Here is a 22805-nt window from a genome sequence, read left to right on the forward strand (position 1 = left end):
TTCACTCTAAAGTACAATCAAACTAAGAAGTTTTAGGAGGTTATCATGAATATTGACAAATTTTTAGAGATAGTAATACAGTCAGATGTTTCAAAACATAAGGAATTTTTCATACAAGTTATACGTCCAGCAATTGATATTTTAAAAAATGGAAATAGCCAGCCATATTTGGGCTGTAGTCGCTTTGGAGGCGCACCTGATTTGCCAGTAGGCACTGAATGGCCTACATATAATATGAAACCATACCGTTTTCTTGGTCAAATCAATTTTTCAGAAATTACAAGTACAGAAACGAGTCTTCCAAAAAGTGGACTTCTCAGCCTTTTCGTTGTAGATGATTCTGAAGGAGAGTGTTATTTGGAAACTTGGGATGAAGGATATATTCACGTAATATTTACTCCAGAGACTACAAACCTAGAGACTATTATGCCACCTAATTCTATTGTTGGTAAGGCAACTGTTATTGAGTTTTCCCCAACGATTGACATTCCGTATGATGAATACCAAGTGAAGAACTGGCCTTTCGATGAAGAAGAAAATGACATTTACAGCGAAATACGCGAATCTTTACATAAAAGTTCTGACTACCTTCTAGGGTACCCATCACATTGTACACTAGCTTATGATCCAACACCTGGAACAGAATGGATTTCACTGTTGACAATTAGTTCAGACGACAACCTTGAATGGTGTTGGCATGACGGCGATAAATTGATGGTATTTATCCAACGTGAACACCTTAAGAATTTGGACTTCAGCTCGCTTAAGGCTGATGCAGGTTAAAAAAGCCAATTTCTATAAATGAAGATTTCCAGGATATTGTTCTATAATTTACATTTGAGAGAGTTATATTCTTCAAAGATAAATGTAGCTTTATAAAAAAGTTTAACCGTTTTGAAAAAAGTTTAATTATTTATAAAAAAGTTGAATCGAAAATATTTATTAGGAATATACTACGTTTTGAGAATGTAGTGTGAAAAGTATCAAATAAATATAGGAATGTAAGAAACTGCACATTCTCATTTAAGGTGAGAGTGTGCAGTTTTTTTATTCTACAATCTCCCTGACTGTGTCCCTCAATCACCATAAAAGTCAGGAGTTCCAAGTCATCTGATGAGAGCTTTTTTAGTTTAGCGACCAATACCGGATCAACAATTGATTCAATCCACGCAAATCTCCCTGTCAGCTTATCATCATTAAACTCAGTCACCAGGGCTGGAAACCTGTTGATAATTGATGACTGTTCCGTATTATTTTCAATACCCTCTTGCGGATAGGGCTGTGTATGGTTTTCATAAATACTCACATCTGTAAATGATGCTACCTTTTCATGATTTCCGGCAGCCAGGCTATCATAGCACAAAAGTGCCTTAGACCCTATGGCTTTGCGTCTCCACCTTTAGGTGGATTTGCTCCTGGATTTTATTATGTGATGGATTATATCTATTCCTTCTATAATAGAGAAACAATTTCCAGAGTGTAGTTACGTAATGCTTAATCAGAAATCATTATGGTTTTAGGCTCAAGATATTCTTCGAGGCCATATATGCCACCCTCTCGGCCGATTCCAGATTGCTTAAAGCCACCATATGGAGCCCTCATTTCGAGAATAACATCATTAATGTAAACTGTTCCGGCAACAAGCTGAGAAGCAATTTGGTTCGCTTTTTCTATGTTAGAGGAACTTATATATGCCCCTAAGCCATACTCTGTATCGTTTGCAATTTCTATCGCTTCTTCCTCTGTTCTATACGTTAAAATAGATAGCACGGGTCCAAATATTTCTTCTCTAGCAATCGTCATATCTCTGGTTACATTTGCAAAAACTGTTGGTTTTACAAAATAACCTTTCTCTAAACCTTTTGGGTGTCCTTCCCCACCAATTACTAGATCCGCACCTTCCTCTATACCAATTTTGATATATCGCTGAACTCGTCTGTATTGATTTTCATTCATCATTGGACCAATGAAGGTGTCCTTTTCCCATGGATAGCCTACCTTAGTATTCTCGACAGCCACTTTAATGAGTTCTTTCACTTCATCAAGCCTATGTTCTGGTACCAGCAATCTGCTGCCGGCAATACACATTTGCCCATGATTTCCAAAACAACTCGTAACTGCACGAGGAATCGCTTTTGTCAAGTCAGCATCATCGAGAATGATATTTGCTGATTTGCCTCCCAATTCCAGAACTACTCTTTTCATTGTATCAACAGCACTATGCTGTATAGCTTTTGCGGTATTCACAGAGCCTGTAAATGAGATCATTGCAATATCCGGATTACGGGATAATTCAGCACCAACCGAAGTTCCCAACCCATATACAATATTAACTACACCGGCAGGCAGTCCAGCATCATTGAAGCATTCAGCCAATATTTGAGTCTGAATGGAGGAGAATTCACTGGCCTTCACAACTATCGTGCAGCCTGCCGATATGGCTGTAGCAACTTTTATAGCTATCTGAGAATTGTTTGCGTTCCAGGGCGTAATCGCAGCAATGACACCCAAAGGGTCAAGAACAACCTTTGCTTTCCCAATATACTTAGTAAATTCAAAAGCCTCCATTGCTTCTTTTGCTAAAAGGAAACTATCAGCTGAGATCTGAGTTCTAAAGTCTGCAGCCTTGGCTGTAGCACCATATTCCTCCATACATGCCTGGTTTAAATCAGCAGCCCTTGATAGGATTGCATCATGTATCCTTTTTAGCATTTGACCCCGTTGTCCAATTGAAGTCTTTGAGAAGGTCTTAAATGCTTCTTTCGCGGCCGCAATCGCTTTTCTGGTATCTACTTCATTTCCCAATACCACCTGTCCAATTAGTTCTTCTGTTGACGGATTGATAATATCCATTCTCTCTGTTCCATCAGGCTTTACAAATTCTCCATTGATGTATACCTTGTCAATAAGTTTCATTTTTTCGTTCCTGTTCATCGATTTACCTCCAATGCGATATTTATAATTCTTTGCTTCATAAATCACTTTACCCTATTCAAGTAACTTGAAGTCAAGCGTTATTGAAAACAAGTTTGTAAAATGAAAATAAGTTTTCTAAATAAAATTTTTTATAGAACCTACCTATTCAACTCTACTAACCATGATGTGTTATTCTTCCACTGATGTGCTATAATAGCTTTATACATTCAAGTAACTTGAATCAAGAGGTTATAGGAGAGAAATATGGAAGAATTTATTTATGGAACCGAACCGAAATACACAATTAAGGAAGTATCAAAAATAACTAACCTATCCAAACCAACAATCCGTTATTACGAAGATATCGGTTTGCTTCAAGATATAGCGCGGGATAGGAATAACATCCGTCTGTTTTCTGATGATCAAATCATGAGATTGCGAATGATCCAATGTATGAGAAGCACAGGAATGGGAATTGACATGATTCGCCATTATATCGGTCTCTCAAATGAAGATAAAATTGAACTGAAGGAGAAGTACTCCATTGTCTTAAACCAAGAAGAAATACTCTTAGAAAAAAAACATGAGATTGAAGCACAGTTGGCTCTTATTGAGCACAAAAAAGCAAACTATGAAAAAAAGTTGTAACTTTAAAATAAAGATTGAAATATTAAAACAAAGTTTGAAATTTTATAAAAAAGTTTGATTTTTTATAAAGTTTGATCAAAATAAGATGGTTTTTACTTTAATTTTTATCTAAAATGATCTGAACCCAGCATTATACCATTAAAAATGATCAAACTTTTTTATAAAAACATATATTTGCTTTCTCTAAGTTAAGCCATTTATAGCTAATATTTTGATCAATTTTTTTTATAAACCAACAATAAAATAATTAGCTGAAGACTTAATCTTCAGCTAATATAATCTTGGTTTTTATTTTTTTAAAACTATTTAACGGACTCTTATCTAAATAAGAGTCCGTAATAATATAGTCAATCTTGTTAAGAGGAACTATATTTATTGATACATTTCTCCCAAATTTGCTGCTATCAGCGGCTACAAATACTTCTTTTGATCTTTCAACAATAGCTTTTCGAGTAACAGCTTCTTCCATATTGAAATCAGAAACTCCATTTTCTATAGTGATACCTCCAGCACCAATGAAACTCTTTAAGATATTCAACTATGTAAAGTTGAATATATAATCATAGGTAACTATAGAACGTTCAGTATGTCTTATTTTCCCACCTATTATAATAATTTCGAAATCACTATTCATTAATTCATTTACAAAAGGTTTCAGACTGTAGACAAAGTCTTAGTCAGACTTGAGTCTACAGTCTTGTGCAAGTGTCTTGACACTTGCCCTGCTTGCTGTTTAGTGGATTGGTTATTTAATCAATTATTATCAAATGATAACTAGCGTTTGTTTACTGAATGCTTAGACGCTTTTGGCTCTCTTTTTTCACGTATAGCTCAATTCCTAAAATAATTATTTTACTATTGTTGAAATAGAAACAAAAATTTAATATACTATTGTTAATGCACTAACGGGTAGGAGGACAGGTCATGAACAAAGAAGAACAGGTCAAAATGCGTTTTAGGGACTTATACAACAAGATGGCTTGGCTTAATAAGCTTAAGATGGAAGACAGTCTTAAGGGTTATAAGTCTTCTGAAGTACATTGCATCGAATACATTGGAAAAAATGTAGATTCCAACGTGACAAAACTTGCGGAGTCCTTTTATATGACTACCGGTGCCATAACTAAATTAACTAAGAAGCTCATAAAAAAAGGCATTATCGAAAGCTACCAGAAGCCGGATAACAAGAAAGAAATCTATTTTCGCTTGACTTCGCAAGGGAAAGTAATTTATAAAATCCATGAGCAACTGCACAAAGAGTTTCAAGAGCGGGATAAAGCCGTATTTGAGCAGGTAACCGAGGAACAATTTGACAGTATGCTTAGCTTTGTGGAAAAGTATAGTAGGCATTTGGATGCAGAAATAAAGAAACAGAATATAGATATTAAGTCGGAATAAAGTGAAACTTGAATCAGATGGGGTTTTAACCCCACCTGATTCTTAGTTGAACGAATCCAGGGACGTAGCCGCTCTTTACTCCCTCTTTGAGAAAAGCAGAGAACCAAAATCTATGATTTTGTGTGAATCGCTTTCACAGAGTGAGAGGGAGTATTAGAGCGGGTAGTCATCGGATAAATTTGAATAATGAAAATGAAACCATAGGCAGCCCAACTCTATTGAGAACAGGCTGCATTTTTATTGCTATTATTTTGTTGACAAGGAAGCAAAATAATGATACGATAATTTTGCTTCCAAGGAAGCAAAAAAATAACTTTTGAGGGGAGAATTTAAATGTTCAAATTTAGATCACATAATGTACAGAACACAGAACAAACCGTAGATAAACACGCTTTAATATTCGGTCTTATCTCTGTGTTTCTTTGCGGAATAGGCTTCAGTATCATAACACCTGTTGTCCCATTCTTAGTGCAGCCTTATACAAGCAATTCGGGAGAACAAGCTATAGTTGTTACGCTGCTGACCTCTGTTTATGCAGTCTGCGTGTTTTTTGCGGCCCCCGTACTTGGAGCTTTGAGCGACAAATATGGCCGTCGTCCATTGCTCTTAGTATGCCTTTTGGGTTCCGCAATGGGGTACTTAGTTTTTGGCATAGGAGGATCTCTATGGGTACTATTTGCTGGGCGCATAATAGAAGGTATAACAGGCGGGACCATAAGCACTATCTTCGCATATTTTGCAGACATCATTCCTCCAGAGCAGAGAACCAAATACTTTGGATGGGTGAGTGCGGTTGTAGGTGTAGGCACCGTCATTGGCCCAACTCTAGGCGGATTACTTGCCAAGTTTGGTTATTCTGTACCCATGTATTTTGGAGCAATAATAACTTTATTAAATGTTGTTTATGGATTCTTTTTTATGCCTGAGAGCCTTGACAAGAATAATAGACTGAAAGAGATTACCTTTGTAAGACTGAATCCATTTACACAGCTTGCAAACGTACTTTCCATGAAAAACTTAAAAAGGCTACTTGTCTCAGCGTTCTTACTTTGGATACCCAACGGATCTTTACAGGCAGTTTTTTCACAATTTACAATGGATACTTTCAGTTGGAAGCCTGCACTAATTGGACTTATGTTTTCAATTATGGGCTTCCAAGACATCATTTCACAAGGTTTCATAATGCCAAAGCTTTTGATAAAACTTAGTGATGCACAGATAGCAATTCTTGGAATGGTTTCGGAGATTATAGGCTACAGTCTTATTGCAGCATCGGCTTTGTTCTCATTCTATCCTCTTCTTATCGCTGGAATGTTTATATTTGGTTTTGGTGATTCGATCTTTGGGCCTTCATTCAATGGGATGCTCTCCAAGTCTGTCGATTCTAGTGAACAAGGAAGAATTCAAGGAGATAGCCAATCTATTCAGGCTTTAGCAAGAATGATTGGGCCTATCATTGGAGGTCAAATCTATGTATCACTTGGTCATGCCGCACCCGCTTTTATGGGTATGATCCTCATAGCAGCGGCAATACCAGTTTTGTATAAGGGTACGCATGTAAATATGTAAACTACCTACTTTATTTAAGAGGTTTTTTAATACCTCGCTGGAAGCTTTCCGGAACCACCTGCATAGCAGGTAGTTTTAAGAACATATAATAATAGGGTTTCAGAACTTAGGAACAAGTTCTGAAACCCTATTTGTCTACAGTCTGAGATATCCAACGAATTGGATATCTTTATGCTTCTTAAGTTATTGATTTTACTTACTTTATACCATTTATTTAAACTATGATACTAATTGTACTATTTATTTATAACTTAATACCTTTATATTTTTCGTTTATATATATTTTATTCCTCGCACCTGCTCACGGCTCTTGCACTTGCAGACAATCCAAAATTCTACTGCTGCTTTAGTTTCTGCTAGTACATCTATTACGTCTTTTATCTTTGTTTTATTTGTACGGTTATATATATCAACTTCCAATATTATTATTTTACCCATTTTTAAGATAAATATACAATTAACTTTATTATTTTTTATTCTCGCTATTTTTATAGATATAAGTAATTCCTCTTAATAAAAATATATATCCAAGAAGGCATCTAGGCTATTTTACACTATGTTTATTTCTATATTCAGAAGGTGTACAATTCATATATTTTTTAAATACTTTTCCAAAGTAACTTATTCCATTAAAACCTACATCAAAAGCAATGATAGAAATAGATTTTTTACTTTTTAAAAGGAGTTCTGATGCCTTTAAAGCTCTATATTCCATTAAATATTCAAAAGGTGTTACTCTTAAAATCCTCTTAAAACTACGACAGCATTCACTTTTGCTTATATTTGCTGACATTGCAATATTATTTAATGAAATATTCTCCGCATAATGTTCGTGTATATATTGTAATGCTAGCTTTACACGTTCTTTATCGTGGGAAACTGCTGATACAGAATCTTTAACTTCTTCTTTCACCGCTCTGATTATATTTAACCAAAGAATACCTAGATAATTTTTTATTTCTAGTTCATATCCATAGGGTTTTTCATTCCACGAGGAAAAGACTTTTTTCATATATTTTAATATGATTTTCTGCCACTGAACATCGGGCTTTAAACAGATAAATTTTAAATTACTGCTTTCAAGGATTGGATTCAAATATTTTTTTTTTAATAAGCGAATGCGTATTACCTCCAATTAAGGCTGGGTCTAGGTCAATGGAAAACACCAGACAATTATTATTATATGGCTTAATTTGATGAAGTACATTTGAATTCACCATAATTCCTTCCCCAGCTTCTAAGGTGATTTTTTGATTTTCAATGAAAAAAGTTACCTTATCATAAAGACAATAGGAAAACTGTAGTTCTTTATGCCAATGCCATTTGATATACCCATCTTCAAACAGATCAAATTTATTCGTATAAATTGTTATTGGAAAATCATAAGAACCATGTTTTATTGTCTCCTGTAAATTGTCATCTACTACTATTTTTAATGTCTGCATTTTTATCATCTCGCTAATATAGTCTTAACTTTTGACAATATATTAATTGTTATATATTGAAAATAATAATAAAATTATTACAGATTTATTTAAATTAATCAATATGTTTGCAATGAGTTTGTAACTTGTTCAAAGTAATTGCAAAGAAAGGAAGTATACATGTTTAAGAAATATGCAGCATTTTTAAAAAATATAGCACTGATTTTGCTAGGAAACACTATTTATGCTTTGGCAGTTACTATGTTTATTATTCCAAATGGATTTATTACTGGAGGATCTACAGGATTATCCTTAGTATTTTATCATAAACTCGGTATTCCTATTACAGTCTTTGTTACAGTTTTTAATATACTTATGTTTATTTTAGGTGTAGTAATACTTGGTAGAACTTTTGCATTGACTACACTAATTAGTACTTTCTACTATCCATTAATTTTTAGTATTTTACAGAAAATCTCTTTTTTGAAGCATATGACTTCTGATAATCTACTTTCTGCAATTTATGCTGGAATAATGATTGGAGTTAGTATCGGAATGGTAATTAAAGCAGGTGCGTCCACTGGAGGTATGGATGTACCACCACTAGTATTAAATAAAAAGTTTGGTTTTCCTGTTGCTGTAGTAATGTATGGATTTGATTTTACTATTTTGCTGGCACAAATGCTTTTTGCTAATAAAGAGCAAGTACTGTATGGGGTTTTGTTAGTGATGATCTATACTGTTGTGCTAGATAAAGTATTACTACTTGGACAGTCTCGTACTCAAGTAAAAATCATAAGTGAAAAGTATAATGAAATTAACCAAATGATTATTCAGCATATAGATAGGAGCTCTACATTATTGCATGCTGAGACAGGCTATTGTCACAATGAAAATCTAGTTGTACTAACTGTAGTTTCAAATCGTGAATTGCCTAAGTTAAATAATCTTATTCTTTCTATTGATCCAAAAGCTTTTATGATTATTAACCGAGTTAATGAAGTTAAAGGTCATGGCTTTACTATGTGTAAAGTATACAAATAGATATTAATATTGATAATAGTGAATTTTATATACAGTGCTTAGTCTCCAACAATCATATCCCCGACAATACTCAATGTAATTGTTGTCGGGGATTTTTTATTTGTTTGTAGTGTGGAATTAGTTAGAAAGAATCATATCATATTTAACTACTTAACTACAAGAATGAAATAATTTACTTAAAAACGGCATTATTCATCCATGTTGAACCATAACATAGGATGTATTTAAATTTCCATTTATCTTCACATCTTGCAATTAGATCATTAGTTGAACCTTAACATGAGATGTATTTAAATAAAGCATTTAATAAAACCACATTTTTATCTTTTAAAGTTGAATTTTAACAATAGTTATGAATTAGAGGATGCAAAGAAGAATTTAATTCAAATTTTAGAAGTATACAGAGAAAATTTTCAGGAAGAAAAATATGAGGAATATTTATAGTATTTTTTAGACATGTTTCCTGCTACAGGACACGTTGAGAGTATAATAATGATGACGTATTGTGGTCAAAAGGAAAAATAACACGGTCTAACCACAAGATGTTGTGGTTTTTGGGCAAAAAATGAGTAAAAAACGGGGTCAAAAAACGCATTTTTGGCCCTATTTTTTAGGGGTTTTTATAGATGACATTTGGTATTTTTGAAGATGACACCCTAAAAATGCAAATTGCACAGATGAAAATCCAAAGGCATCAGGATGAATAAGTCCTGATGCCTTTACTTTCATAAAAAACAATTGTAGATAAGAAATTTGTGAAAATTTAATATGTTTTGCTATTTTTACTATTGACCTTCAGTTAGGTGTAGGATCTAAACTTAGTGTATAACAAAATAATTAGTAGCTGCGAACTCCATTAAGGCAATTGAATTTTCTTTACGAAGCAAAGCTATAAAGTTTGTACTTTTATGACTATATAGCAGCGTATTATCAATTATGAGGAGAGATGAAAATGAAATATACTAACCCTGTTTATCGTCCACCATTTGAAGCAAATTCATTATTATTACAAGTTACAGTAGGATGTAGCCATAATCAATGTAGCTTTTGTACAATGTATAAGGATGTTCCTTTTCAGACTGAATCAATGGAACAAATCGAAAAAGATCTGTTAGAAGCAAGAAAAGCTTATCGTAAAGTAAGTCGTATATTTTTAGTTAATGCCGATCCTTTCGTCCTGAGTGCAAATAAATTAAAATTAATAGCAATTAAAATCAATGAAATCTTACCTGAAGTTGAAACGATAGCTATGTATGCTTCAATAAAAAACATAATCAATAAAACCGATGAAGAACTAAAGGAATTAAGAGCTTTAAAGATTAATGAGCTTAATATCGGTCTAGAATCTGCTATGCCAGAAGTAGTTGAGCATTTCAATAAGGGCTTTACCATTGATGAAGCAAAAGTACAATTAAATCGCTTAACAAATGCGGGCATAGACTTTAGTGTTAATATTATAATCGGAGCAGCCGGAAGCGAAAAAAGTTATGACAATGCAATAGCAAATAGCAAATTTCTAAATGAAATTAAGCCTTCTCTTATATTTATCGCTACTTTATACATTGATGGTGGCAGTCCTCTTGAAGAAGAATTAAAAAATGGTATTTTTAAAGAAAATACCTTGCGCCAAAATATCGAAGAAGAAATTCTGATGCTAAGTGGACTTGAATTAAATGATACCTATTTCTATGGCCGTCATGTATCTAATATAATTCCGGTTTATGGAATGCTACCAGAAAAGAAAGAGGAAATGCTTACTGTTTTAAAAAATGGTTTAAACTCGATTAAGGCTGAATACCTAGATGCTCACCTAAAAAAAGGCACCGAAGGAAATATTATTTCAACACTTCGATAAGTATAATAGGCTATAGTGAATTTTAGAGGTGAAAGAGAGTTTTATGTATATTATTGTTACAAAGAAACGCACGAATGGGTAAAGTTCCAATTTTGAATAAGACAGAAAGGGTTGCCCTTTCTTTAATAAATAAAAAAATCTACGCCTTGATGCTCAGTCCGAATATCAAGGCGTTTTTTTATTTCCACTATAACCAAACAGGAGAGGATGATCACCATGTACGAAATTCTAATCCACGATATGGCCGATGGCATCAATGGCAGCCTCACATACCTCGGCAAAGGCATTAATAAATCGCCACCGGATTGATATTAACCTGTGTAGAACCAACGTATAACGGTTGCCCCAGCACAAACAGGAACTCCCAAATCTGATCACGTACCAGTGAGCGGCTATCAATCAGTTCTAGGTTATAAATACCCCGTTTGGTCAGTAGGAACTGGTTAACGGGAAATTCTTCGCCGCTTTTGGGATCTGGGTACACTTCCGAAGCCCATGTGTCGCCGCCGAAAGCTACGATGCCCTGATCGGCAAGCCACTGCGCTGCTTCCATGCCGATACCGGGTTCCACTTCCAGGAATTGCTTATTGTCCTTGCCAACGAGTTCCAGCCAACCGGTGTTAAACAATACTACGTCGCCCTTGCGTAAGATAATGCCTTGTTTCTTCAGCACAGCCTGGATGTCTGCAACAGTGAACTCGGTGCCACCGGGAATGATGTCCTGGCCATAATGTGCAGTCATATCCAGCACTACGCCACGGGTAACGATTGGCGGTACCTTTTCGATGCCAAGTTTTTTCACCCCATCTATGGTAACGAAATCAGCGGCCTTGTTGCCATTGTAATAAACGTTGTCAATACCGATATGGCCGATACCGTTAAGCTGAGTACCCACACCGGTCCATCCGTTCACTAATTCATCGTTAAAGGTAAACTTGTTGGGGCCAAGAGTCTGCCCGTCTTGCTGCCCTGGTTGGATATTGTACAAGCGAAAACTGCGGTGGCGGAATGCAGGGAAGTTCTTGTCGATCGGAACAGCCAAAGGCAGTGTTCTACCTTGTTTTACTAGTTGCATGGCTTGTAGTACTACCTCCTGAGTTAGCAGGTTGGCAGCACCGATTTCGTCGTCTACGCCATAGGCAGACGGATACCAGTTTGAATTTTCATTAGTTGTTTCCATATTTATCACCATACTTCATTATAGTATAACCATGTGCGCATGCTCACAATTCTATTATTTTACAAAGTTCCATAAAATATACGGGACGAGCTTAAGGTTATTTGTGGGCCTAGGAAGAACTGAAGCAGGAGATACAGCGAGAACGCTTGGCTGTAGAAGCGGAAGTCTCATTAGATCAATAGAAATTCTATCCGTCGTTGGATTTTTTGGAACTGGAGCCGCCGGTTATGGGAGTATAATGTTACTTCCGTCCAGTTACAGATATCGCAATAGGGACGGCTCGCAGAGATCCTAGGAGAGGTGAGATTCTTATTAAAATTAAACCTAAAATTCTGAATCATTATCCGTATATTCGCAACAGGTCGGAATTGGTGAGTCCGTATCATAGGCCTGGCAGGCATCATGGTAATAATCGAGCTTGCGGTCAATCAAACGAAGATGTTTTTTTAAATCTTCGATTTGCTTTAAAACATCTTCTTTATGTTTTACTAACATATCGTTACGGGCATGAAGGGTATGATTACCCTCATTCTGCCAGTCTGTGAATTGCTTTATTTCCTTAATAGGCATTCCAGTATTCTTAAGACAGCATATAAGTGAGAGCATTTCCATATCATCCTTTGTAAAAATACGGTTGCCTGATTTATCCCTTTTAACATTAGAGAGCAGTCCCTCACGGTCATAGTATCTTAATGTATATACTGTTAAATTCATTTTTTTAGCGGCTTGTGCTATGGTATAGTTCACGTTTATCACCTCAAATAGTTTTTTTATATATTATATAACTTACACTTAACTCTAAGTCAAGGATGATTATGAAAATTGTTAAGCGTAAGGTTATGCTTGCTGTATCGTAGGGAAAGGAGCATGAATTTATGAATATGAAAAAATTTTTTTACATATACTATTGACTTACAGTTAAGTGTAGGGTCTATACTTGCCGTATAGGAGAAAACAGTAGTACAAGTCAGGCACTCAAGGTTATGGCAGATGAGCTGGAACAGCAGGGTATAGAAGTTGAAATCATTCAAATTGGTCAGCTAAATAACTAGCTTAACTTAGCTCAGACAGTCATGCCGCCGTCTCAATACTGGACAATAGCATATGGTTTGGAAAAAGGAAAAGAAAAATACCTGCTCCTGTAGAAGAAGACCATGTTATGACAAATTTTATACGATAATAAATCAGAAAGGAAAATAATTATGAAAGAAAATTTTTACACATTAAGCAACAACTATAAGATTCCGAATATAGGATTCGGTACATTCCGTACGCCTAGTGGAGAGGAAACAGAGCAGTCTGTATTAAATGCAATCAAGGCAGGATATCGACATATCGACTGCGCTGCCGCTTATGGAAATGAAAAAAGTGTTGGTGAAGCCATACGTAAATCCGGTGTGGCACGTGAAGAATTATTTGTAACAAGTAAGCTGTGGAATGATGACAAAGGATATGAAAAGACATTAGCTGCTTTTAATCGAACTTTAGAGGATTTACAGCTTGATTATCTGGATTTATACCTTATCCACTGGCCTATTGCAAAAGCATCCAAGAATAACTGGCAGGAAGCAAACAGTGAGAGCTGGAGAGCATTTGAGGAACTTTATAACCAGGGTAAAATCAAAGCAATCGGAGTTAGTAATTTTCTTCCGCACCATTTAGAGCCATTGTTGGCAACTGCTAAGATTCAACCGATGGTGAATCAAATTGAATTCCATCCTGGCATGTTGCAGGAGGAAACTGTAGCGTTTTGTAAGCAACGCAATATTTTGGTGGAGGCATGGGCTCCATTTTCAAACGGACAGATTTTGAAGCATCCGGTATTAAAGGAAATTGCGGATCAATACAAAAAATCCGTAGCTCAGCTTAGTCTGCGCTGGATTATTCAAAAGGGAATTGTTCCATTGCCAAAGTCTGTTACACCGGAGAGAATTAAAAATAATCTTGAGGTATTTGACTTTGAAATCAATGTACAAGATGTTGAGAAGATTGACAGACTAACCGATTGTGGAAGTTCAGGGCTTCATCCGGATAAAGTAGATTTCTAAGGTTATCTGATATCTATCACTGTTAAGAAAATTATTCCTTATGCCGTTGAATAAGTGAATATGAAGAACATGAATAGAGTGCATTTCTTGAACAAGGGATTGCACTCTATTCATGTTAATATGAAATAAAAAAAGCTGAAACAGGAAAATAATGAGTTAAAGAAAGATATTTAAAGGAAATTAGTTTTAATTAGTTCTTGAATAAACAAGGTATGAAAACTTTTTATTAACATTTCATTTGACATAATTAATTTTAGCTACTAGAGTATATATTAAAGAAACATATAAAAAATTGAACTATACCGAAATGTCGGAGGAATAAAATTTGTTATCTCAGTCAGATGAAATTGCTGGCTGAAGATCACAGAGTAGTTGCATTGGAAGAAAAGTAGGAGAGGAGGGCGTCCCATGGCAAAAAATGATAATATGCTGGCAATTCTTTGGATGTTGAATTCAGGAGCAAAAATAACTGCTAAGCAAATTGCGGAAAAATTAGAGATAAATATAAGAACCGTTTACCGTTATATTGATTCGCTCTGTGCAAGCGGAGTACCGATTTTATCAGATGCAGGACAGAACGGTGGATATAGCTTGCTGAACAATTTTATTCAAGCACCTTTGTTTTTTGATGTTGAAGAACAAAAAGCGCTTCTTCATGCCGCTGTATTTGCCAAAGAAGCAGGATACCCTTTCAGTGATTCATTAAGTAATGCAACTCAAAAATTAAAAATGTATTCAAATCGGGAACAAGAAAGTATTCTCAATCGCCATTTAGCTGGTTTCGAAGTGATAAACCGTAATATTACCCCTTCTGTTAAGACGACATTGGAAGAACTGGAGCGGGCTGTAGCAAACGAATATTCTGTAGAAATTGAATACCGCACAGGCCATGAAGAACAATCCCGGCCAAGAGTGATTGATCCTTATGGAATACTTTATTGGAACAATAAATGGTATACGATAGGATTTTGCCATCTTAGGAATCAAATCAGAAGCTTTCGGGCTGAACGGATTTTACAGATAAAAGGGACACAAATGATATTTAAAAGACCTGAAGCTTTTTCTGTCAAGAAATTTTTTTTGCAGAATCTTTTGCCTGATCCAACAGATAAGGATGGAGTGAGTTCATTAATTATCAGTGGCAGATCAGAAGCTTTGGACGATTTGTGCATTCATTGGTTTTTAGGTCATCATCTGAAAGAGAGGACGTCAAATCAAGCAGTTTTTTTACTTGACGAAAGAGCAATTCATGCATATGTACCTTATTTTCTTCTATCTTATGGAAAGGCCATTCAAGTAATCGAACCGCAGAGTTTGAAGAAAAAACTTGTTGCTGTTGCATCGGAGCTAATGGAATATTATCAAATTTAACAGCTTTACTGACAGTAGTTGTCAGTGAAGCTGTTTTATAATGATGAAAAGCATTGATCAAAATAAATGATTGATTGCGCTTGATGAATTCGATCCAATGAACACATGCTTAATAATATTTTGGACTAATTTAAAGGAGGTACTAAAATGGCTGATTGCAAAAAATATATAGGAGTAACAGGTAAATATACAAAGAATGGAATACCCAACGGCTTTACAGCTATAACACCATTTATAGTAGTGAAGAATCCTTCTGAAGCAATAGAGTTCTATAAGACAGTTTTTAATGCAAGGGTTAAGGATATTACTGAATTTTTCGATGGAAATGGTAATAAAATAGTTGCTCATGCGGAATTAGATTTTGGCAATGGCTTTTTGCAGCTGGGAGCAGAGAATCCGTCATACAAATTGGTCTTGCCGCCAACTGAGGATAATGCATGTTATTCTTTGGCAATTTACGTTGCAGATGTTGATCAGGTGTTTGAAAATGCGGTGGCGAGAGGAGCAAAAGTCAGGGAAAAGATTGTTAACTTTGTTTCAGGTGATCGATTCGGGAGCATTTTGGATCCTTTTGGGGTAAGATGGTCCATTATGACCAGGATTGAGGATTTATCAGAAGAAGAAAGCATCCGTAGAGTAAGAGAATGGGCGGATAGTTTTAAAAGCACATAAAAACAAAAGGATAGATTTGATTGAAAGGAGCAAAAATTATGAGTGAATTTAAAATAGAGCATAAAAACCCGGAGGGGTTATTCGTATCAAAAGCATTTAGTCAAGCGATTACCGTAAGCGGAAAGGCAAAAACAATTTACATAGGAGGACAAAATGCTACTAATTCAAAAGGTGAGCTGATTGGAGCCGGTGATTTGGAATTGCAGACAAAGCAAGCGCTTAATAATAGGTAAACCAAATCATTAATCTCTGCGATATGGAGCTCTAGGGGCCCCGATATCTTTGTTCCACTATATTCTTATTCTCCCCATAAAAATGGCGAGTTCAATGAACTCGCTTTTTGAGTATAAATTAATCATGCTAAACCATAAATCAACATAAAAGAATTATAGAGCTAATTGAAACATTTATCAATTAGTTTTTCCTATAGAAACAAGAACTTCAATGAATTAAAATTTTTATGTTTACAATAATTATACTAACACCAATTTTTTATCATCTGTTAACTCAGTTATTATATGGGTATTGAGAATAGTTCTATTATCTTGAGTTGCAGGTACAATCTCCCTCCAATTGAAGCAATCTAAAATTGTTTGCTTATACTTTCCTCCATTTAGTTCTTCATCAGATTTAATTATATTATTAAGTACCTTCCCATAACTTAAATAATCACAAGAAGTGTTACTCCAGGCTTTTGCCATCAACTTACCAAAATAATCACGTGCATCAAGTAATGCTTCTTTAAACTCAGTCTCTTTTCCTTGATAAAACCGATTAAATTCTTCTTGGATACCTGATACGTCCACAGTGCGAGCATTGAAAGAACGTCTTCCTAACTCCTCAGATATAAGTTCTCTTTTAATTAAGTTATGTTGAAATACTTCTACCAATATATCAAAAGCACCACCTGTAAAAGGTTGAGAAAGATCATGTTCCTCTGTTCCAACGTCAGACATTTTCATATTATTAAAAGCGATACGGATCTCACGTGCATCACTTAACTCTCCCACACGGGATAGTTCGTTAACGGAGAATAAATTTCCTTTTGTGTTTTTAAGAAGGTGATCAACTACTGAATTAAAATGCATAACAGAAACAATTGCAACCAAGTCTCCAAATGCTTCATGGTGTCCGCGATATTCCTTTGTAACTTTGTCTCTGCTATCCGGCCAGCCAATTGTTGAATTTTTAATTGTATGGCCCATTTCATGAGCGAGTACATCAAAATTTTCACAATATGGATTGTTATAATCAATACTACCATCTAATTTTCTACCGAATCCAAATTCAAGAAACCCTTCACCTGAATGTGCATTGTCCCAATTTACTCTGGGAATAAGTTCAAGTTTTGGAAGCTTCTCACGAAAAAACCACTCAATAGAATGACCAAAATAATCTTCCCATATATCTAAAACACGTCTTACTGTAGCGTACATAACTGTGGAAGAAAATTCTCGGGCATCAGGGCGAATATAATCAAAGTGACCTTCTTGATTAGGTTGAACTGGTGGAAATCGTGGGCCTTGATATGGTGGGCCTTCATTACTATATCTGTATTCTCTCTTATCTTTAGCATCAACTACATACATTCTCTCATCTTCAGGACCTGCTTGAATTGAACCAGGAGGAAGATTAATGTAAACTACCTCAGGCTGTTCAAATCCCTTTAACTTTTTATTCTGTGGGTAAAGCAGAAATCTAGTTCCATTTTCTCTTGCTCTCACATCTAAAAACCTAGACATAGTGACTCTCCTTTCAAAGAAATTTAAAATTCATTTATAATTTTCTCATATGCCGTTAAATTTATTCGTTATTTAATTAACGAGGATAAAAACATTATTCACCGCTAATTTGTTAAACGCACTGCCGACATCCATTTATTCGGTAAGAAGCATAATTCATGCTTTAAACAGCATACTAAAGTTGGGGATTATATGAATTAAAGAGGAAGGTAAGTCCCAAACTTTCTAAAAGGAGCGTTATTAAATGAGTGGAATTAAAGATTTATACGGAGTTTTAAAAGGAAAGGTTTTAAAATATGATGAGGGTGATTCCAGAACTGATTTTTATAGCCCGCATATATATTTGTATGTAGAATGCAATAATAAAGAGTATAAAATTGCAGTTAATACAAAATCCACAGCTAAAATTATAATTAATAATAATAAAGTTCCAAATGATCTTTTATATATTGCTGATTCTAATTTTAATGCTGAACAAATCACTCATCTGCAAGAGTTGGAACAAGGCTTTTACCCTATAAAACATCATAATGAATTTGTTACAACTGCCTCTGGTTACAAACCTCAGGAAATAGCCGTAGATTTTATACGCAGTAACCTGTTTAATCCTTGTGATATGATTATAGTACCTTCAGATAAATCTGGACCTGACAATGATTTGGCTGATTTCTTTAAAAATCGTATAGACACCGAGGAGTGCAAAAAAAATGCAAATATTTATGTATATGGAGGTCATTTCGATACTGGATTAGGCCTGCATGAAGTTCATATGAATCAAGGCAGTATTGAAAGATTTGAAGATTCAAATGGAGTTTACCAAGATGGCTGCATTTTATTAGAATATCCTGGTGACCATTGGGAGGCAATTTTTTTAGCATTCCAATCTCAATCATGGTGTACTGATAATAAAACTGGTATGTCAACAAAAAAATGCTTTGTGTATGATCATAAGACAAATGAAAAGATATGCGATATAGAGAGGTGAAATTTAGTTCTAATATAGAAAAGCAATACCAAGTTTTCGTTATTATATTCAACACAGTTAATATATATTTTATAAAATCAGTATAAAAAGGGATTTAAAGAACTGTAAAATCGTAAGTGTGTTTTTGCTCATATTGAGTTAAAATAAAGACATGAATCTATTTAGTTCTAAATACAAAAAGAGGAGCTGTGCTAAAGTGTTTAAAATAGGGGAGTTTTCAAAGCTAACGCAGGTTTCTATACGAATGTTGAGATACTATGATGAAACAGGTCTTTTAAAACCTGCTCAAATTGACCAATTCACCGGCTATCGATTATACTCTGTTGAACAAATACATACTTTACATAAGATAATTTTTTTAAGAGACACAGGCTTTAACGTTTCAGAAATTGCAGTGGCCTTAAGTAATTGGGACAATACTTTTATAACAAAGCAGCTTAAAAACAAACGTCAGGAAATAGAATCAATAATAAATAGGGAACAAGAAAGGCTTGCTAAAATTGATATTGCAGTCAATGACATTATGGAAGAAAAAATATCAATGCATTACAACGTTTCTCTTAAAAGTATACCTAGTTATCAGGTGCTTTCACTACGAAAGATTATTCCTAACTATTTTAGTGAAGGTATGCTGTGGGAGGAATTATTTAATTTTGTCAATGAAGAAGGTATTGATATACCGAAAAACAGCAGCGATTTCGCCATTTATCATGATGTAGAATACAAGGATGCTGATGTAGATGTTGAAGTATGTATTGTTGTGAACCGTATGGGTGGAAGCAAAAAAGGCTTTACTTTTCGTGAAACGGAGAAAGTGGAGACAATGGCTTGTGCTATGGTGTATGGACCCTTTGAAAATATTGGACCTGCATATGAGACCTTTGCACATTGGCTTATTCAGCATAACCAATACAAAATGGCAGGTCAAAACAGACAGATATGTCATAGAGGTCCATGGAATGAGAAAGAACCGGACAAGTATCTAACTGAAATTCAAATTCCTGTAGAAAAACAAGTATATAGCATTATTTGATGTAACCAGCAGAAATTTTTCTGTTGGTTATATTTTTATATATTGACTCTCACATGGTGATAGGGTTTACAGTAAGGTTGAAGAATAAAAAATGGAGGTTTTAGTATGAAAGAATTATTAGTAAACCCAATAGGAAAAATCAAAATATGTGAGGAGGGAATGTTCATAGAACTGAATAAAAGTTATATTCCTGCATTAAAAGGATTAGATGGATTTAGCCATGTAGATGTTATTTGGTGGTTTGATGACTGCGACAATAAGGATTCTAGAAGCGTATTAGAAGCTTCTTCACCCTATAAAAAAGGGCCGTCAACCCTTGGGATATTTGCTACCCGCTCACCCTTTAGACCGAACCCAGTAGCCCTGACTATTGCACAAATCATCTACATTGATCATGAAAATGGTAGGATTCAACTTGCCTATATTGATGCTAATGATGGTACTCCAGTTATTGATTTAAAACCATATACACCAAGTCTTGACAGAGTGGAAACTCCTCAGGTTCCAGAATGGTGCAGTCATTGGCCTAAGAGTTTAGAAAAATCCGGAGAATTTAATTGGGAAGAGGAATTTAACTTTTAATAAATGGACATAGAAATAATATTGATAAATATAATGAACCCTATTAAAAGTAACTAAATTAATACAATTAACTAAAATTATTAAGTAATAGAAAAATGATTAATAAATTATAGTAGATTTACTTTATAAATAAATTTCTTAAAATCAATCACAAATATTAGTTTACTTCATAAAATATTGATGTAAGTAGAAATTCTTTATGAGGTGTAATTAATGGAAAATTATTCAAAGAGACCTATGCAAGGTATGCAACAAATGGGTGGTATGCAGGGTATGGACCCAATGATGGGAATGCAACAAATGGGTGGTATGCATCCGATGTATCCAATGATGGGAATGCAACAAATGGGTGGTATGCATCCGATGTATCCAATGATGGGAATGCAACAAATGGGTGGTATGCATCCGATGCATCCAATGATGGGAATGCAAAGTATGTACGGAATGTACCCAATGTGCCCAATGATGGCAATGTATGGAATGCATCCGATGCATCCAATGATGGGAATGCAAAGTATGTATGGAATGCAGCCTATGCAATCTATGTACATGACGGATAGTGGGCAATAAAGGAACACTTCAACCAGCAAGACATTGTTTTTAAGGGTATAGATCTCAAAAGTGTATGCATTTTTGCATATAGCTTTATAAGGGTTTTGTACCCAATTATTTTTTAGTTGTATTAATTTTACATTTTTCAAGTAAAAAAGAGTTCAGTCAGCAAACTAAACTTTTTTGGTATTTTACATTAATAATTATGGTATAAATCTAACTATACTTTTGTACTAAAATTAGTCTAATTATTATCCATAGTATGCTTTTGGTGAATAATAAGTACAAGCTGTTACTTTACCCATAAATTTAAGTAATAACCTCACATTGGATGCAAATGAAGGAATCATAAACTTTCAATTTTTATTTAATAAAGGAACATAGGTAAGGCGGGGCAAATAATAGATAAATATAGAGATGAAAAGGTAGTTATCAATAATAGTAGAACAAAGAATTCCTTGATTTATGTAATGTAAATAACTTAAATATTACTATTTTGATAACATTTAGAAGTTGGGATGAGCAGGATGTATTATATGCTCAAGGCAGAACTAAGCCAGGGGTTGATGATGAGACTGCCATTTTTCTCATGCTTTACAAGTTTCTTTCAAAGTGCTATTCTTGTCATAAAAAATTACTTAAGACACTTAGGGAGATAGTATAAATGCGGAATTTTAAATTAAGACCTAGTAAGAAGTCTTTGATAATGTTAGCCTTTATTATAATTATTTTTTCAGTAAGTTATCTTTTTTTATCAAAGAATGAGGGTTTTTATGACAAAACTATAGCAAAAATAATATCTGTTGATGAAAAGTATTCTACTGCACATGGTATAAATGGTGAAACTGAACAGATAAAAAATCAGAAAATCAAAGCAGTTATTATGAATGGTCCTCATAAAGGTCAAGAAATAGAGTTGCAAAATAAAGCTTCATTTTCACAAATAAATGATTTAGATCTTAAGGTAAATGATGAGGTTTTTGTAACACTTAAAGAAGATGCTAATAAGAATATTATATCCTCCCAAATAAATGATTTTAAAAGAGATAAGTATATTGGCTATACTATAATGCTATTTGCAGTATTAATACTATTAATTGGTGGATATAAGGGATTTAGGTCTCTATGTAGTGTAGCTATTAATATATGTATTTTTTTAGTATTGGTTCAGTTGTTTTTATATGGATTTAATTTTACAATAGGGTCAATAGTTGCAAGTATTTTATTCATTGTTTTATCTATTACAATAGTTTGTGGAAGAAATAAAAAAGCTTTTTCTGCCATTGTTAGTACAATGATATGTACTTTAATTGCTATGTTAATATCCTTATTAGTAATTAAGTTAAATAATTGGAATGGCATTCATTTTGAAGAGATGGAGTTTTTAACACACGCTCCAGAGAATATATTTCTTGTGGAAATACTTATAGGTACTCTAGGAGGCATAATGGATATCTCCATCTCTATAGCTTCATTTGTAAAAGAGAGATATGATATAAAGCCAAACATTGAAACAAAGGAACTTATTAAATCAGGATTTGAACTAGGAAAAGATATTATGGGTACCATGGCAAATACGTTATTATTTGCCTATATTAGTGGTAGTATACCTATTATTCTGCTGCTCTTTAGAAATAATTATCCTATTTCTTATATCATTAATATTAATATGTCACTGGAATTTATCAGGGCTATTACGGGAAGCATAGGAGTAGTTTTGAGCATTCCTATTTCTATTTATATTTCAGTGTTCTTTATAAGAAACAATAAGATTGGAGAAATTTAA

General features: G+C 34.3%; 26 protein-coding genes and 1 riboswitch. Of the genes, 16 read left to right on the plus strand and 10 right to left on the minus strand.

What is annotated here, in order from left to right; all coding sequences use genetic code 11:
* Window positions 1-45: 45 nt before the first annotated feature.
* Entirely contained in the window at window positions 46-783 is a 738-nt protein-coding gene (locus ACZ5N4_RS06550) for a YwqG family protein (protein ID WP_464208253.1), read from the plus strand.
* Window positions 784-913: 130 nt separating this feature from the next.
* Here ACZ5N4_RS06550 and ACZ5N4_RS06555 read toward each other — a convergent pair whose 3' ends face one another.
* Together ACZ5N4_RS06555 and ACZ5N4_RS06560 are read right to left on the minus strand one after the other, a co-directional pair.
* Window positions 914-1363 carry a hypothetical protein gene (locus ACZ5N4_RS06555; protein WP_464208254.1) on the minus strand — a complete coding sequence of 150 codons (450 nt, stop codon included), beginning with the start codon at window positions 1361-1363 and terminating at the stop codon, window positions 914-916.
* Window positions 1337-1424: riboswitch (cyclic di-GMP riboswitch) on the minus strand. Its footprint overlaps the gene before it by 27 nt.
* Before the next feature lie 70 nt (window positions 1425-1494).
* Window positions 1495-2934, minus strand: coding sequence for an aldehyde dehydrogenase family protein (locus ACZ5N4_RS06560; RefSeq protein ID WP_464208255.1), 1440 nt, complete (start codon window positions 2932-2934; stop codon window positions 1495-1497).
* Between the two features lie 246 nt (window positions 2935-3180).
* On the opposite strand from ACZ5N4_RS06560, the gene ACZ5N4_RS06565 reads away from it, so the two are divergent.
* Complete coding sequence (locus tag ACZ5N4_RS06565; RefSeq protein WP_464208257.1) at window positions 3181-3564, plus strand: MerR family transcriptional regulator; 384 nt, start codon at window positions 3181-3183, stop codon at window positions 3562-3564.
* Between the two features lie 259 nt (window positions 3565-3823).
* Here the strand turns inward: ACZ5N4_RS06565 and ACZ5N4_RS06570 are convergent, their stop codons facing one another.
* On the minus strand, window positions 3824-4102 hold the full coding sequence (locus ACZ5N4_RS06570) for a DeoR/GlpR family DNA-binding transcription regulator (RefSeq protein ID WP_464208259.1): 279 nt from the start codon (window positions 4100-4102) through the stop codon (window positions 3824-3826).
* A gap of 386 nt (window positions 4103-4488) precedes the next feature.
* Between ACZ5N4_RS06570 and ACZ5N4_RS06575 the strand changes: the two genes are divergently transcribed.
* The gene (locus ACZ5N4_RS06575) at window positions 4489-4962 is read left to right on the plus strand and encodes a MarR family transcriptional regulator (RefSeq protein ID WP_464208261.1); all 474 of its coding nucleotides are present in this window, start codon (window positions 4489-4491) and stop codon (window positions 4960-4962) included.
* 333 nt (window positions 4963-5295) lie between these two features.
* Window positions 5296-6531: an MFS transporter gene (locus ACZ5N4_RS06580; RefSeq protein ID WP_464208263.1), complete on the plus strand. Its 1236-nt coding sequence runs from the start codon at window positions 5296-5298 to the stop codon at window positions 6529-6531.
* 273 nt (window positions 6532-6804) lie between these two features.
* Here the strand turns inward: ACZ5N4_RS06580 and ACZ5N4_RS06585 are convergent, their stop codons facing one another.
* From ACZ5N4_RS06585 to ACZ5N4_RS06595, 3 genes are all read right to left on the minus strand, one after another.
* A complete protein-coding gene (locus ACZ5N4_RS06585) occupies window positions 6805-6969 on the minus strand; it encodes a hypothetical protein (protein WP_464208265.1) in 165 nt (54 codons plus the stop codon).
* 106 nt (window positions 6970-7075) lie between these two features.
* The gene (locus ACZ5N4_RS06590; RefSeq protein ID WP_464208267.1) at window positions 7076-7543 is read right to left on the minus strand and encodes a helix-turn-helix domain-containing protein; all 468 of its coding nucleotides are present in this window, start codon (window positions 7541-7543) and stop codon (window positions 7076-7078) included.
* A gap of 67 nt (window positions 7544-7610) precedes the next feature.
* Entirely contained in the window at window positions 7611-7976 is a 366-nt protein-coding gene (locus tag ACZ5N4_RS06595; protein WP_464208270.1) for a cupin domain-containing protein, read from the minus strand.
* 159 nt (window positions 7977-8135) lie between these two features.
* On the opposite strand from ACZ5N4_RS06595, the gene ACZ5N4_RS06600 reads away from it, so the two are divergent.
* Window positions 8136-8999 (plus strand): YitT family protein, encoded by an 864-nt coding sequence (locus ACZ5N4_RS06600; protein ID WP_464208272.1) that lies wholly within the window; start codon window positions 8136-8138, stop codon window positions 8997-8999.
* 603 nt (window positions 9000-9602) lie between these two features.
* On the opposite strand, the gene ACZ5N4_RS06605 is transcribed toward ACZ5N4_RS06600, so the two are convergent.
* Window positions 9603-9737, minus strand: coding sequence for a hypothetical protein (locus tag ACZ5N4_RS06605; RefSeq protein WP_464208274.1), 135 nt, complete (start codon window positions 9735-9737; stop codon window positions 9603-9605).
* Between the two features lie 214 nt (window positions 9738-9951).
* Here ACZ5N4_RS06605 and ACZ5N4_RS06610 point away from each other — a divergent pair, with 214 nt between their 5' ends.
* Complete coding sequence (locus tag ACZ5N4_RS06610; protein WP_464208276.1) at window positions 9952-10854, plus strand: radical SAM protein; 903 nt, start codon at window positions 9952-9954, stop codon at window positions 10852-10854.
* 286 nt (window positions 10855-11140) lie between these two features.
* Here the strand turns inward: ACZ5N4_RS06610 and ACZ5N4_RS06615 are convergent, their stop codons facing one another.
* Both ACZ5N4_RS06615 and ACZ5N4_RS06620 read right to left on the minus strand, forming a co-directional pair.
* Window positions 11141-12034 carry a cyclase family protein gene (locus ACZ5N4_RS06615; RefSeq protein WP_464208278.1) on the minus strand — a complete coding sequence of 298 codons (894 nt, stop codon included), beginning with the start codon at window positions 12032-12034 and terminating at the stop codon, window positions 11141-11143.
* 324 nt (window positions 12035-12358) lie between these two features.
* Entirely contained in the window at window positions 12359-12781 is a 423-nt protein-coding gene (locus ACZ5N4_RS06620; RefSeq protein ID WP_464208280.1) for a MerR family transcriptional regulator, read from the minus strand.
* Window positions 12782-13236: 455 nt separating this feature from the next.
* On the opposite strand from ACZ5N4_RS06620, the gene ACZ5N4_RS06625 reads away from it, so the two are divergent.
* From ACZ5N4_RS06625 to ACZ5N4_RS06640, 4 genes are all read left to right on the plus strand, one after another.
* Window positions 13237-14082, plus strand: coding sequence for an aldo/keto reductase (locus ACZ5N4_RS06625; RefSeq protein ID WP_464208281.1), 846 nt, complete (start codon window positions 13237-13239; stop codon window positions 14080-14082).
* Between the two features lie 408 nt (window positions 14083-14490).
* On the plus strand, window positions 14491-15453 hold the full coding sequence (locus ACZ5N4_RS06630) for a helix-turn-helix transcriptional regulator (protein WP_464208283.1): 963 nt from the start codon (window positions 14491-14493) through the stop codon (window positions 15451-15453).
* A gap of 147 nt (window positions 15454-15600) precedes the next feature.
* A complete protein-coding gene (locus ACZ5N4_RS06635; protein ID WP_464208285.1) occupies window positions 15601-16125 on the plus strand; it encodes a VOC family protein in 525 nt (174 codons plus the stop codon).
* A gap of 38 nt (window positions 16126-16163) precedes the next feature.
* Window positions 16164-16358 carry a hypothetical protein gene (locus ACZ5N4_RS06640; protein ID WP_464208287.1) on the plus strand — a complete coding sequence of 65 codons (195 nt, stop codon included), beginning with the start codon at window positions 16164-16166 and terminating at the stop codon, window positions 16356-16358.
* A 240-nt stretch (window positions 16359-16598) separates the two neighbouring features.
* Here the strand turns inward: ACZ5N4_RS06640 and ACZ5N4_RS06645 are convergent, their stop codons facing one another.
* Window positions 16599-17867, minus strand: a complete 1269-nt coding sequence (locus ACZ5N4_RS06645; protein ID WP_464208289.1) for a gluzincin family metallopeptidase — start codon at window positions 17865-17867, stop codon at window positions 16599-16601.
* A 244-nt stretch (window positions 17868-18111) separates the two neighbouring features.
* On the opposite strand from ACZ5N4_RS06645, the gene ACZ5N4_RS06650 reads away from it, so the two are divergent.
* The 6 genes from ACZ5N4_RS06650 to ACZ5N4_RS06675 all read left to right on the plus strand — a co-directional run bounded on the left by ACZ5N4_RS06650 (window position 18112) and on the right by ACZ5N4_RS06675 (window position 22805).
* Window positions 18112-18852 carry a YukJ family protein gene (locus ACZ5N4_RS06650; RefSeq protein ID WP_464208291.1) on the plus strand — a complete coding sequence of 247 codons (741 nt, stop codon included), beginning with the start codon at window positions 18112-18114 and terminating at the stop codon, window positions 18850-18852.
* A 196-nt stretch (window positions 18853-19048) separates the two neighbouring features.
* Window positions 19049-19885 (plus strand): MerR family transcriptional regulator, encoded by an 837-nt coding sequence (locus ACZ5N4_RS06655; protein WP_464208293.1) that lies wholly within the window; start codon window positions 19049-19051, stop codon window positions 19883-19885.
* A gap of 105 nt (window positions 19886-19990) precedes the next feature.
* On the plus strand, window positions 19991-20467 hold the full coding sequence (locus ACZ5N4_RS06660; protein ID WP_464208295.1) for an SAM-dependent methyltransferase: 477 nt from the start codon (window positions 19991-19993) through the stop codon (window positions 20465-20467).
* 213 nt (window positions 20468-20680) lie between these two features.
* Window positions 20681-21037, plus strand: a complete 357-nt coding sequence (locus ACZ5N4_RS06665) for a hypothetical protein (protein ID WP_464208296.1) — start codon at window positions 20681-20683, stop codon at window positions 21035-21037.
* A 478-nt stretch (window positions 21038-21515) separates the two neighbouring features.
* Entirely contained in the window at window positions 21516-21683 is a 168-nt protein-coding gene (locus ACZ5N4_RS06670; RefSeq protein ID WP_464208298.1) for a hypothetical protein, read from the plus strand.
* Window positions 21684-22805 carry a YibE/F family protein gene (locus ACZ5N4_RS06675; RefSeq protein WP_464208300.1) on the plus strand — a complete coding sequence of 374 codons (1122 nt, stop codon included), beginning with the start codon at window positions 21684-21686 and terminating at the stop codon, window positions 22803-22805.

The sequence above is a fragment of the Clostridium nitrophenolicum genome, from assembly GCF_055391695.1.